Genomic DNA, 13,529 nt, shown 5'->3' on the forward strand with positions numbered 1-13,529 from the left:
GTTCTCTTTTCTTCTTCTTGAATAGACGTATTAGTTTTTAGCGACACGTTCTACCTCTCCTTGTGCTTTTTCAGCAGCTTTTTTCACTGACATACCGGATAGTACGTCCTGTACAGATGTTTCAACAGCTTTTGATACGCGCTCATTTAAAATTGTAAATCGAGGTTGGAAGACCGTTTTTTTGCCTTTCCATTTTGCGCTTTCTTTGAGTTCAGGTGAATTATATTTCACGTCTTTGACCGTTAATAACTGGCCAGTAGCATTCGCATACTCAGAAGAAATCTTTGGATCTGCAAGGAAAGTTAAAAATTTCTTAGCAGCTTCTTTGTGTTTTGATTTTTCAGCAACACCTAATAAGAATGTCGTGGTATGAACACCTTCGTATTTTGCTTTATCTTGATCCACTGTAATCGGTGCAAGCAAACCTTGATCAATCTTCGGATTTTGCTGTTTGACTGTAGCCATCATATAAGAACCTTGAGCAAGCATTGCGCCTTTTTCCTGAGCAAAAAGTGCTGCAGCACTTTCTTTTTTCGTACCAAGAGCATCTTTTTGGAAGTAACCTTTGTCATTTAATTCTTTAATTTGGGATAGGGTTTTGATAAACCATTCATCAGTTAGCTTGCGCTTGCCCGTTTCTACTTCGTGAAGGGCGTTGTTTGTAGGTTCGTTATTCATAATCATTGGATTAATAAATTGAGAAGGACTTACGTCTCCTGAAAATAAAATCGGCGTGTATCCATTTTTCTTTAATGTTTCAGATGTTTTTAAAAAGCTATTCCAATCTTTAGGAACATCTAAATTTAATTTTTCAAAAATGCCTTTGTTATAGACAGGGATGTTATAGACTAGCTGATAAGGAAGAGCATATTGCGTATTATCCGCTTTCCCCGCTTGGATTAGCTTTTCGTCAAATTTGCTGAGTAAGTTTTGGTCGTCCAACTTTGCAAAACCGTTTGCTTTGCGAATTGTTTCAAATTGACTTCCTGGAAAACTAGCAAATACATCGATACCTTCTCCAGATAGTAGAGATCCTTGAATTTGTGATTGATAGGAATCAGAAGGAAAGACGGTCATTTCTACATGAATATTTGGATTTTTCTTTTCAAATTGCTCAATGATAGAATCAAAAGCTTTCGAATCTTCTCCTCGCCAATGCGTAAAGTTAATGGTTACTTTTTTAGAAGAGTCGCTGCTGTCGCCGCTTGTTGAACTGTTTTTGCCGCAGCCTGCGATGATCACGGTGAGCATTGCTAACAGAATTAATAATTTTTTCATTTTAGTTCCCCCACTTATAGAATTCATTTTAGATAGTTATTGGTCAATTTTGATACGGTTGGTAGATGCCTGGTCAAAGAAATGAGCATGATTCATTTGAAAATGAAATGGAAAGTACTGATAAACTTGAATATGTTCATCCCCAGGGATTTTAGCCACAAAGAGCTGGTCTCCTAAACTACTGTATAGCATGTACTCTGCTCCTAATAACTCAGACACATCTACCGGTAATGAAATATGAGGAGCATCAGAAGAGGCCCGCGTAATATGCTCAGGTCGAATTCCTATAGTAACGAACTGATTGTTGTAGCCTTTTTCATGTAACGAATGCATTTGATTTTCTGTCAGTTGAAACTCATGTTCACTGATTTGCAGTTTGTTGTTCACTACTTTTCCTGTGAAAAAGTTCATTCCCGGTGATCCTATAAAACTAGCTACAAACGTATTCTCTGGAGCATTATATATTTGCATAGGTGAACCTATTTGCTGAATTTTTCCATCTTTCATAACTACAATTCTGCTTGCCATCGTCATCGCTTCTGTTTGATCGTGGGTTACATAAATAATGGTCGTCTGCAACCTCTGATGAAGCTTACTAATTTCAGCTCGCATTTGTACGCGAAGCTTGGCATCAAGGTTAGATAAAGGCTCATCCATTAAAAAAATTTGGGCATTCCGTACAATGGCTCTTCCTAAAGCCACCCGCTGACGCTGCCCTCCTGATAACGCTTTTGGCTTGCGTTTTAAATAGGGTTCTAAGTCCAAAATACGAGCCGCTTCTCGAACGCGCTCATCAATTTCTTGTTTTGGGACTTTGCGGAGCTGCAAGGCAAATGCCATGTTGTCGTAAACTGTTAAATGAGGGTAAAGCGCGTAGTTTTGAAACACCATTGCAATATCTCGGTCCTTAGAAGGTAAATCGTTTGCACGATCTCCATTAATAAGCAATTCTCCTTCTGTTATCGATTCAAGGCCGGCGATCATTCGAAGGGTAGTGGATTTGCCGCACCCTGAAGGGCCTACAAATACAATAAATTCTTTGTCTTGAATATGAAGATTGAAATTATCAACTGCAAGACTATCTTTTCGGTATTTTTTATACACATGCTGTAACTGCAGTTCTGCCATTTTTTCTCCTTTCAGCAGGCTTTTAAAAAAATAAAAGCCTCTAATTGCACAGACGGATTGTACGTGTATCTGGCAATTAGAGGCTATCGGTTGACCGGTAAGCCTGTATTATGTAGTTTTGAGTGATTGAATCTGTAAGTAATTTTAAAATAATTCCTATAAGTCAAGTGAGAATTAAGATATTTTAATAAGTTCGATTATTTCCTTAAATGAAAGAAGCCACTTATTAAGCTAGAGATGCTGGTTTTGAGAATAAAACAAACAGCTGGTGTGTAGAATGATAGTATTCACTTTTATAGTAAGCACTACAGAGAGAGGATGTTTATAAATGGATAGAAACACGGAGTTCACTATGATTCGTCAAGCGTTGGAAAACAGCTATCATTTAATGCAGCAGGGAATAGAAGTAAGCGGAGAAACGCTTACTCAGCTGGAACAAGCAAAAGCCGAGTATGAAGCGGCCTTTTTATTGTCTCAGTCCACGGACTCAAAATTCCGCTGTAATTAATTTTTAATAGCACTTATTCCGTTTGTGCTCTATACACTCAGCTTTTATACAAAAAGGTTCTGTCCTTACAGGCAGAACTTTTTTATGTTCAGCTCTTTTTATTGACATTTTAGATAAAGTAGTCAATAATTAAGTTTTGCTTACATGAGAAATTTACTAGATAAAAAGAAGTGAAGCTAATTTTTATTGATAGATATTTACATAAATAAAGGAGTCAGTATCGATGATGAGAGAGCGGTTGCCTTTTACAATTGAGCGGGATGAAAACTTTTTTGACAAATTAAATGAATGGATAGGTGATGTTTTTTATGATCATCTTCCAGACGCGGGGTTAGAACTTCGGGATGAACAAATTTTTATGGCTTTTCAAATCGAACGAGCTTTTAAAGAAAAAAATGTAATATTTGCAGAAGCAGGTGTAGGAACAGGGAAAACTATTGTGTATTTACTGTACGCTATTTGTTATGCAAGGTATATTGGCAAGCCAGCTATTATTGCCTGTGCGGATGAAACATTAATTGAACAGTTAGTAAAAGCCGAAGGAGACATTGCAAAGCTCTCTGGTATTTTAGATATTAACATGGATGTTCGCCTAGCAAAATCTCAAGATCAGTATCTGTGTTTAAAGAAATTAGATGCTGTGACAGCACGAACAGATAATGAAAACATTGAAGAAATTTACGATACGCTTCCTGATTTTGTTCATGATCATAGCGGTATGCAGTCGTTCTATCACTACGGAGACCGTAAAGAATATCCTCATTTAACGGATGAGGAATGGAATCAAATTAACTGGGATACGTTTCAAGACTGTTCTTCCTGTGAGCAGCGTCATAGATGCGGCTTAACGCTTTCACGTGAGCACTATAGAAAAGCACATGACTTAATTATTTGCTCTCACGATTTTTACATGGAGCACATTTGGACATATGAAGCCCGCAAGCGTGAAGGACAGCTTCCCCTTCTTCCTGAAAGCAGCTGTGTTGTATTTGATGAAGGTCACCTGCTGGAATTTGCTGCACAAAAGGCTTTAACATATCGCATTCAAGAAGATACGTTAGAAAACTTGTTAACGCGTCTATTAGAAAATGACGTGCGAGAAGAATTTGCTGTGAAGATCGAGCACGCTATCGATGTATATGCAATGTTCTTTGACCGTTTAAGTGAAGCAAGTACAGAAATCGTTGGTTCTAGCCGTAAAGAAGTAGCCCGCACAAACGGATTACAAAGTGTAGGAAAAGAACTTTTATCGCTGCTTGAGCATATCGGAAACGAGCTTGTGTTTGAGAGTGAGACCTATACAGTAGACGAGTATACGCTGCGAATTGTAGATGAGTACCTAGATCAAATTGATTATTCGCTGCGCTTATTTATGGACAACGAAAATGCCATCTACTGGGTAGAAGAAAATAACTGGCAGCTGACGTTGGTTATTATGCCGCAAGCAGTAAAAGACGTCTTAAAAGAACGAGTATTTGCGAAGAAAATACCATATATTTTCACTTCTGCGACTCTTTCAGATAACCAATCGTTCGATTATTTAGCATATAGCTTAGGAATTGCAAAGCCGCTTTCTTTTTCTGTGGAATCGCCATTTGATTATGATGAGCAAATGAAAATTGCGGTAAAAAATGTTTCGGATGATCAAGAAGAAGCGTTTGCTGAAAAATTCGCCTTTGCTGTTGCACAGCTCGAAAAAACGAACGGACGAGCACTTTTACTGTTTAACAGCAAAGAAGAACTAGAGATGTTCAAAGAAGTTTCCAAAGAGTTAAATCAGTACACATTTTTATTTGAAGGCGATCAAGAAATCAGTAAATTAGTATCTCAGTTCCAAAGGGAAGAAGAAACGATTTTATGCGCTGTTCATTTGTGGGAAGGATTGGATATTCCTGGACCTTCGCTATCTAATGTAATTATTTGGTCTCTGCCGTATCCACCAAATGATCCGGTCTTTGAAGCAAAGCGCAATCAAGTAGTCGATCCATTCTGGGATGCAGATATGCCGTATATGCTTCTTCGCTTAAAGCAAGGAGTTGGAAGGCTGATTCGCTCTCATAACGATAAGGGTCTAATCACGATCTTTATGCCAAAAAGCACAGATTCAAAAGTGCGTTCAATCATTGAACAAAATGTCCCAACGAAAATAGAAAACGTATAAAAAAGCGCGGTTGTAGCCGCGCTTTTTTATACGTATAATAGATTGAATATTCAGTTATATACACGCCGTTACTATTATGATAAAATAATTTATGGTGAAATAAGGAAAGTAAGGAGGAAAAACAATGAGAGAAGACATACAGAAAATTGAGAAACAGTTTTATGAATACATGAATAAAATCAAAAGTTATCAAGAGGCAATCGGAGTGATGTACTGGGATTTGAGGACGGGTGCTCCCAAAAAAGGGGCGGATCAGCGTTCTGAAGTTATTGGCATGATGTCATCAGAAGCGTTCAATCTTTCTGTTTCTGATGAAATGGCAGGTTTTATTGAGAAATTAACGAACCCTGAGTCACAGCCTTACATAAACGATATTACGAAAAAAGCAGTGGAAGAATGTAAAAAAGAATATGATTTAAATAAAAAGATTCCTCCGCATGAATATAAAGAATACGTTACATTAACTTCAAAAGCTGAGTCGGTTTGGGAAGACGCAAAAGAAAAAGCAGATTTTGCTTTATTTCAACCGTACCTCGAAAAAATTGTAGCGTTCAATCAGAAGTTTGTGGAGTATTGGGGGTATGAAGGAAACAAATATAACCGTTTATTAGACCTTTTTGAACCAGGGATGACGGTTGAAATCTTAGACGAGGTATTTGGAAAGCTACGGGAGCATATTGTGCCTCTTGTTCAGCGAATCGCCGGGTCAAATACAAAGCCAAATACGGAATTTTTATTCCGTACTTTCCCAAAAGAAGCGCAAAAGCAATTTAGTCTAGACGTGTTAAAAACGCTTGGCTATGATTTTGAAGCGGGGCGACTTGATGAAACAGTCCATCCTTTTGCTACTGGCTTAAACCCGGGAGATGTGCGCATCACGACTAAGTATGCTGAAAACGATTTCCGAACGGCTATTTTTGGAACGATTCACGAATGCGGCCATGCTTTATATGAGCAAAATATTTCAAAGGATCTTGTCGGTACGGTTCTATGTGAAGGTACTTCAATGGGAATTCATGAATCACAGTCGCTGTTTTTTGAGCAGTTTGTCGGAAAAAATAAAGCATTTTGGCAGCATCATTACCACGTACTAAAAGAGCATGCGCCGGGACAATTTGACGATGTAGATTTAGAAGATTTTTACCGAGGAGTAAATGAGGCGAAACCGTCGCTTATTCGTATTGAAGCAGATGAGTTAACGTATCCTCTTCATATTATGATTCGCTATGAGATTGAAAAGGGATTAATAAACGGAGAATATAAAGTTGCAGATTTACCGGAAATTTGGAATGAGAAATACGAAGAATATTTAGGAGTTCGTCCAGGTCACGATGGAGAAGGCGTGCTTCAGGACGTACACTGGGCCGGAGGAAGCTTTGGGTATTTCCCTTCCTACGCTCTTGGCTATATGTACGCAGCGCAGTTTAAGCATACCATGTTAAAAGACTTGCCCAATTATGATGAACTCCTCGAAAAAGGAGAAATTTCGCCGATTACAAATTGGCTAACAGAACATATTCATCAGTACGGAAAAATGAAAAAGCCTCTTGAAATTTTAAACGATGTAACGGGAGAAGGCTTAAATGTAGATTATTTAATTCAGTATCTAGAAAAGAAATATGGAGAAATTTATCACGTATAAAAAGCGCTATAACCGAATATTATGTTTTGTATCACAAGTAAATGTTCGAAAATATCGTTTTTAGATATTTTCAAATAAAAGATTTGCTGATATAATACAATTAACTCAATAACGCACTCATATAATGACGAGAATAAGGCTCGTAAGTATCTACCAAACTACCGTAAATAGTTTGACTATGGGTGAGCGATGAAGTTTGTTTTTCACTTTTGTGCGTAAAAGCTCAAAGACATTGCTCTACTCATATACGAGTGCAGCTATGTTTTTGAGCTTTTTTAATACAAACGTTGGAGGAACGAACTATGAAAGCTTTGCAAAACAAAATTTTAACAGATGGTATCGTATTATCAGACGCGGTTTTAAAAGTAGACACATTTTTAAACCACCAAATGGATCCTGTATTAATGAAAGAAATTGGAGAAGAATTCGCTTCGCGTTTTGAAGATGCAGGAATTACGAAGATTTTAACGATTGAATCATCTGGAATTGCTCCAGCGATTATGACCGCATTGAAGCTAAACGTTGAGATGGTGTTTGCTAGAAAAAGAAAATCTTTAACACTTCAAGACGGACTCATTACATCAAAAGTATATTCATTTACAAAAAAAGAAGAAAATGAAATTTCAGTTGCTGATAAATTTATTCAAGAAGATGACGTGATTTTAATTATTGATGACTTTTTAGCAAACGGTCAAGCTGCATTCGGCTTGATGGATATCGTGCAAAAAGCAGGTGCTAAAGTAGGCGGCATTGGTATTGTTATTGAAAAAGCGTTTCAAGATGGAGGAAAACAAATTCGTCAATCAGGCGTTAAAGTAGAATCATTAGCACGCATTCAGTCTTTATCAAATGGTAAAGTGACATTTGTTGAAGATAAACCAACAGTGGAGGTTTAATATGAATAAAGGAAAAGTCTTTTCACTTGGTTTACAGCATGTTTTAGCTATGTACGGCGGTGCGATTGTTGTTCCGCTTATTGTTGGAGGAGCCATTGGCTTGACTCAGCAGCAGCTTACGTATTTAGTGGCGATTGACTTATTTATGTGCGGTGTGGCAACGCTACTGCAAGTATGGAAAAATCGTTTTTTTGGAATTGGTCTTCCAGTTGTATTAGGGTGTACGTTTACTGCCGTAGGACCTATGATTTCAATTGGAGGTTCTTACGGCGTTTCCTCCATATATGGTTCTATTATCGTGGCTGGTTTACTCATCGTCCTTCTTTCTGCTTTTTTAGGTAAATTGGTTAAGTTTTTCCCTCCTTTAGTTACAGGTTCGGTTGTAACGATTATTGGAATTACGTTAATTCCCGTAGCGATTAAAGATTTAGCCGGAGGAGAAGGAAGTAAAGATTTTGGCAGCTTGAGCAATTTAGGTTTAGGTTTTGGCGTTTTGTTATTAATTATTGTTCTGTATCGATTTACAAAAGGATTTATGCGCTCCGTCTCTGTGTTATTAGGATTAGTTGTTGGAACAATTGCAGCGTCTTTTATGGGAAAAGTCGATTTTTCCGGCGTAAAAGAAGAAGCGTGGGTTCATATGCCACATGTGCTGTACTTTGGGATGCCAACTTTTAATATTATGGCCATTCTGACAATGTTCCTTGTTTTACTTGTTGGCATTGTCGAGTCAACAGGCGTTTATTTTGCTGTTAGTGATATTTGTAAAAAAGAAGTGGATGAAAAAGATTTGTCTAAAGGCTATCGTGCAGAAGGATTGGCCATTTTATTAGGCGGATTTTTTAACGCATTTCCTTATACAGCGTATTCTCAAAATGTAGGACTTTTACAGTTGTCAGGTGTTCGCACAAGAAATGTTGTATTTGCAGCGAGTGGAATTTTAATCGTTTTGGGTTTTCTACCTAAAATCGCAGCCGTGACGACAGTTATCCCGAGCTCTGTACTTGGAGGAGCAATGGTAGCTATGTTTGGAATGGTAATCTCTTCAGGTATTAAAATCCTTAGTCAAGTTGATTTAGCCAAACAAGAAAATCTTCTTGTGATTGCATGTTCGGTTGGCATGGGTCTAGGGGTGACGGTTGTACCTGAACTCTTCAAAAACTTACCAGAGAGTCTTCAAGTTCTTACTGGAAGCGGTATTGTAATGGGGAGCTTTACAGCAATCTTTTTAAATATTGTCTTTAATATGATGAAATCACCACGTACGCAAGTTGCAGAAACAAAGTTAACAAATGAAGTAGTATCGAAATAAAAAGAGGCTAGAACAAAAGTATTTTAGTGAAGAAGATCCGAACGATTAATCGTTCGGATCTTTTCATTGTCCTAAGGAACATAGCTTTAACAAGCGATCCATAGCAGATCATTTGTCCAATTTGTTCGTCTTTCCTATTAAGACCGTGTTTTGAAAAAGAGTGTATAAAGCATTTTCCCCACGTCAGGGTTTTTTGCCACTAATGAAATTTCTCTTTTGAATTTGAAGTCTGTAATGGGTAACGCTTTAATGTTTGAGCTTTGTAAATGGTGCATAAAAATTTCAGGGAGAATTGAAATACCTAAATTAGCTGAAATAAATCCCATAATACTTTGCGCAAATTCAATTTCATTGGAAAGGGAAATTTTTAAGTTATGACGCTTGTACGCTTTTTCTACTAGTGTCCGAACATCGCACCCTGGGGGGAGAACTACAATGGGTTCTTCTTTGAAATCTTCAAATAATACGCTTTCTTTTTCGGCTAACGGGTGCTGATCATTCACAAATAAATAAAAGTCTTCTTTGAACAATAGTTTTGACCAGTAAGTATGTTGAACCTCTCGATCATCAAATAAAGCCCCGTCAATTTGATTGCTTTCTAACTTCTCTAACAAATCATAATAGTGATGCGAGGTTTTTATATCAATATGGCGATTGTGCTCTTTAGCAGAAGCCAGTTGATAAGGTAAGTAAAAAGCAGCCATACTTTGCCACGTTCCGATAGTTAAATCACAAGCTTCTTGCGTAGACACTAATTTTTTTTGAAGAGCATGAACACTTGAAAGTATGGATTCACCTTCTTGTAAAAGAATTTCACCCGCTGAGGTTAATTCTACTCCTGTAGCGGAGCGAATAAAGTGACACATGGCAAAAAGACGGACGCATTCGCAAATTAACATTTACTGGTTCAACAGCGGTTGGTAAACATTTAATGCGCGGTGCTGCGGATACTGTGAAAAAATTATCGCTGGAATTAGGCGGTCACGCACCGTTTATCGTAACAGAAAATGCAGATTTAGACGCTGCTGTAAACGGCGTAATTGCTTCTAAGTTTGTCAACGCAGGTCAAACGTGCATCTGCACAAACCGCGTATATGTACAAGAATCCATTGCAGATGCTTTTGTTGAAAAATTTGCAGCAAAAGCAGCGCAATTAACAGTAGGAAATGGATTAGAAGAAGGTACACAAGTTGGACCGTTAATTAACGACAAAGTGGTTGAGAAAGTAAAAGCACAAATTGCGGATGCAAAAAGTAAAGGAGCTAAAGTTGTGGTTGGCGGACAAGCTATAACAACTAAAAACGGTTTCTTTATGGAGCCGACAATTATTACAAATGTAACTGATGACATGAATTGCATGTTTGAAGAAACGTTTGGACCATTGGCTCCTGTAGCAACATTCAAAACAGTAGAAGAAGCTGTAGAACGAGCAAACAATAGCCCTTATGGTTTAGCCGCTTACGTATTTACAGAAAACATTAAAGAAGCAACGTTTGTATCTGAAGAGTTAGAATACGGCATTGTAGGAGTAAATGATGGCTCTCCGTCTGCAGCTCAAGCTCCATTCGGCGGCTTTAAAGAAAGTGGTCTTGGACGCGAAGGAAGTCATTACGGCATTGACGATTATTTAGAAGTAAAATATATCTCAATGGGACTTTAATCAAAAGTAGAGGGACAAAAATATTTTAGTCGAAGTGAAACACGAACTAGCAACTAATAATCAAAATTATTGGTTGTTAGTTCGTATTTTTTTGTTGTGAAGATGGACGTAGCTTTCGTGTGTTTCGTTGTGTCCCAGCCTCTTTTTTATGCACTTTTGTAAAGAAAATTTGGAATAATAGTTCTTTAACGCAATTAATTGCATTTCTAGGATGTCTGTGCAAGAATAAGTATTTCAAAAATGGTTTAGCTTTGTTTAAAGCGTGGGTAATACAACAAACGCACATGATTGCTTGTTAGATGAAATAAAAAGCAGAACTTTACCACTGATAAATTACCCACGCTAGAACCAAAATAGTAGTACTGAATGGTGAAAAATATAGGAGTTGATATAGATGATTACAGCAGAGAAAAACATAGTGAAATTTAAAGCAAAAGACGGACGTGAAGTCACTATTCGCCCTGCACAGGCAAGCGATGCAGAGCATATTACAACAGCGGTAAGAGAAATTATTGAGGCTGGGGAATTTATTCAAAAAGATGAGCCGCGTACAGTCCAAGAAGAGCAAGATTTTATTGCATCAGTAGAAAAGAACAATCACATGTACGTTGTAGCTGAAGTCGAAGGTGAAGTACTTGGAATTGCACGTGTTCTTAGAGGCGAAATTAAAATGAAGCGCCACACGGGGCTCTTCCGTACATGGCTTATTTCAAAAGCACAGGGAATGGGAATAGGAAAACAATTTATGAATTATACGCTAAACTGGTGCAAAGAAAATAATCTTCATAAACTTTCTTTAACTGTGTTTGCTTCGAATAAAGTGGCATACGAATTGTATAGAAAGGTAGGATTTGAACAAGAAGGCGTTATGAAAGAACAAGCTTATTTCAACAATGAATATGTAGATGAAATCTATATGTCCATTTTCTTTTCATAAAAAATAAGCACTTATTTTCGTCAATCCATAAATTGTATCTGTACATTCAGATTATTTGCGCTATAATAAAAGTGCACAACAAACATACACTTCTTCAAAACGTAGACTTTCCTGAGTTACAGGAAAGTTTTTTTATGTTTCGCTTCCATTCCACTAAAAAAGAATTGAATAAATCCCCAGCTATTACAAATGTTAAATGTAACGCAATCAAAGAGGTGAAGTGTATGCCAAAGATTATCTCAGTTGGATTTGGAGTTCCCCCTTATGAATTAACTCAGCAAGACACGCTGCTATTTGCAAAAGAACTTTTTTCCGAATCATTTAAAGATATTAATCGGCTGCTGACCGTTTTTCAAAATGGTCAAATTGAGAAACGTAATTTTGCCAAAGACTTATCTTGGTTTCAAGAAGATCATACATTTGAAGAAAAAAATGATGCTTTTATAGAATCTGCTGTTGAATTAGGTACAAAAGCGATTGAAGACTGCTTAACAAATAAGAACTATGTAAGTACTCCTTTGCCGTGTGGAGAAATTGAGGCTGTTTTTTATGTTTCAACAAGCGGTTTAGCTACGCCTAGCATTGAAGCGCGAATTATGAATAAGCTTGCGTTCTCAGACCATACAAAAAGAATTCCTATTTGGGGATTAGGGTGTGCTGGAGGAGCGTCTGGGCTTTCAAGAGCTTATGAGTATTGCAAAGCCTTTCCGCGTGCCAAAGTCCTTGTTTTATCCATTGAGCTTTGCAGTTTAACTTTTCAGCGAAATGATCGTTCAAAAAGCAACTTAATTGGTACGTCTTTATTTGCAGATGGAGTAGCGGCTGCTTTAGTCGCAGGTGACGAAGCTGATACCACTTTTGCCCTTGCAAAAAGCTATCCTAACATTTTACATACACAATCGACGCTCATGCCCAATTCAGAAGATGTAATGGGGTGGGAGATTAAAAATGATGGACTATTTGTCGTCTTTTCAAAAGATATTCCCACGATTATCGATTCGTGGTTAGGCGGAGAAGTTGAGTCATTTTTACAAACTCAGCATTTGACCAGTCGCGATTTGAAGCATTTTGTTGCTCATCCTGGAGGGAAAAAAGTGCTTGAAGCATATGTATCAACGCTGTCGTTAAACGAAAATATGATTGCTGATTCCCTAGATGTACTTAAAAACCATGGAAACATGTCTTCGGCAACCGTTTTGTATGTGCTAGACCGCTTTATGAAGAAAGAAATTTCAAGTAAAGAATACGGTTTATTAACAGCTCTTGGCCCTGGATTTAGTTCTGAAATGCTTCTATTAGAGTGGAGGTAAAGCGATTGTTTTTTTATAGCTTTTTTGTATTTATTATCTTACAGCGTCTATGTGAATTGGTTATTGCCAAAAGAAATGAAGCTTGGATGAAGAGGCAGGGAGCATACGAAGCTGGTCAAAGTCACTACAAATGGATGGTAAGCATGCATGCCGCTTTTTTTGCTGCTCTTTTTACGGAAGTGTACGTGTTAAACGATGGAATGTATCGCTTTTCTTTTTTGTTGTTTAGCTTTTTTGCGCTTGTGCAACTTGCAAGAATATGGGCTATTTCTTCGTTAGGAAAGTATTGGAATACAAAAATTATCGTTTTGCCTAATGCGAAGGTTGTGCTAAGAGGTCCTTATCGTTTTATGAAGCACCCTAACTATACAGTAGTAGCGGCAGAATTGGTGTTAGTTCCGCTTATATTTCAGGCATACTGGACGTTAGCTGTTTTTTCTGTTTTCAATTTGTGTATATTAGCCGTCAGAATTCCCTTAGAAGAGCAAGCGTTAACGAATGAAACAAATTACGGCGAAGTGATGCAAAACAGGGGACGTTTCTTTCCTGTAAAAAAATCTTAAAACTAATTGAAAATGATTATCTTTCATGATAAGATGAAACAAATGATAAAGATTATCAATTTCATCAAGTAGAAACGGTGGTGGACGTAATGGTTAGTCTTTTTGTGATCGGAGCACTTGCTACATATGTTGGC

11 protein-coding genes, 1 pseudogene and 1 riboswitch are annotated in these 13,529 nt (G+C 37.5%); of the genes and pseudogenes, 9 read left to right on the top strand and 3 right to left on the bottom strand.

The annotated features are described in order from the left end of the window. Positions 1–30: 30 nt before the first annotated feature. Both AC0C45_RS10720 and AC0C45_RS10725 read right to left on the bottom strand, forming a co-directional pair. Positions 31–1,278, bottom strand: coding sequence for an ABC transporter substrate-binding protein (locus AC0C45_RS10720; RefSeq protein ID WP_047930927.1), 1,248 nt, complete (start codon positions 1,276–1,278; stop codon positions 31–33). Positions 1,279–1,314: 36 nt separating this feature from the next. Next, the gene (locus tag AC0C45_RS10725) at positions 1,315–2,406 is read right to left on the bottom strand and encodes an ABC transporter ATP-binding protein (protein ID WP_472928136.1); all 1,092 of its coding nucleotides are present in this window, start codon (positions 2,404–2,406) and stop codon (positions 1,315–1,317) included. A 328-nt stretch (positions 2,407–2,734) separates the two neighbouring features. On the opposite strand from AC0C45_RS10725, the gene AC0C45_RS10730 reads away from it, so the two are divergent. The 5 genes from AC0C45_RS10730 (at position 2,735) to AC0C45_RS10750 (ending at position 8,925) form a co-directional block, all read left to right on the top strand. Then, positions 2,735–2,914 carry a hypothetical protein gene (locus AC0C45_RS10730; protein WP_016763491.1) on the top strand — a complete coding sequence of 60 codons (180 nt, stop codon included), beginning with the start codon at positions 2,735–2,737 and terminating at the stop codon, positions 2,912–2,914. A gap of 223 nt (positions 2,915–3,137) precedes the next feature. Then, a complete protein-coding gene (locus AC0C45_RS10735; protein WP_013056155.1) occupies positions 3,138–5,075 on the top strand; it encodes an ATP-dependent DNA helicase in 1,938 nt (645 codons plus the stop codon). A gap of 124 nt (positions 5,076–5,199) precedes the next feature. Then, positions 5,200–6,717 carry a carboxypeptidase M32 gene (locus AC0C45_RS10740; protein WP_047930924.1) on the top strand — a complete coding sequence of 506 codons (1,518 nt, stop codon included), beginning with the start codon at positions 5,200–5,202 and terminating at the stop codon, positions 6,715–6,717. Between the two features lie 97 nt (positions 6,718–6,814). Continuing rightward, positions 6,815–6,916, top strand: a riboswitch (purine riboswitch). 103 nt (positions 6,917–7,019) lie between these two features. Beyond that, the gene (locus AC0C45_RS10745; protein ID WP_171777507.1) at positions 7,020–7,613 is read left to right on the top strand and encodes a xanthine phosphoribosyltransferase; all 594 of its coding nucleotides are present in this window, start codon (positions 7,020–7,022) and stop codon (positions 7,611–7,613) included. Position 7,614: 1 nt separating this feature from the next. Then, on the top strand, positions 7,615–8,925 hold the full coding sequence (locus AC0C45_RS10750) for a nucleobase:cation symporter-2 family protein (protein ID WP_013082372.1): 1,311 nt from the start codon (positions 7,615–7,617) through the stop codon (positions 8,923–8,925). 137 nt (positions 8,926–9,062) lie between these two features. Here AC0C45_RS10750 and AC0C45_RS10755 read toward each other — a convergent pair whose 3' ends face one another. Continuing rightward, positions 9,063–9,824 (bottom strand): LysR family transcriptional regulator substrate-binding protein, encoded by a 762-nt coding sequence (locus AC0C45_RS10755; RefSeq protein WP_472928137.1) that lies wholly within the window; start codon positions 9,822–9,824, stop codon positions 9,063–9,065. On the opposite strand from AC0C45_RS10755, the pseudogene AC0C45_RS10760 reads away from it, so the two are divergent. The 4 genes and pseudogenes from AC0C45_RS10760 to AC0C45_RS10775 form a co-directional block, all read left to right on the top strand. Further along, positions 9,785–10,585, top strand: a pseudogene (locus AC0C45_RS10760) (aldehyde dehydrogenase family protein); the annotation flags it as partial. The gene AC0C45_RS10755 and the pseudogene AC0C45_RS10760 sit on opposite strands and share 40 nt — an antisense overlap. A 394-nt stretch (positions 10,586–10,979) precedes the next feature. Beyond that, the gene (locus tag AC0C45_RS10765) at positions 10,980–11,522 is read left to right on the top strand and encodes a GNAT family N-acetyltransferase (protein ID WP_016763496.1); all 543 of its coding nucleotides are present in this window, start codon (positions 10,980–10,982) and stop codon (positions 11,520–11,522) included. Between the two features lie 224 nt (positions 11,523–11,746). Then, positions 11,747–12,832 carry a type III polyketide synthase gene (locus tag AC0C45_RS10770; protein ID WP_016763497.1) on the top strand — a complete coding sequence of 362 codons (1,086 nt, stop codon included), beginning with the start codon at positions 11,747–11,749 and terminating at the stop codon, positions 12,830–12,832. Between the two features lie 5 nt (positions 12,833–12,837). Beyond that, the gene (locus AC0C45_RS10775) at positions 12,838–13,395 is read left to right on the top strand and encodes an isoprenylcysteine carboxyl methyltransferase family protein (protein ID WP_472928138.1); all 558 of its coding nucleotides are present in this window, start codon (positions 12,838–12,840) and stop codon (positions 13,393–13,395) included. Positions 13,396–13,529: the final 134 nt, after the last annotated feature.

Source organism: Priestia sp. VA7 (genome assembly GCF_055710015.1).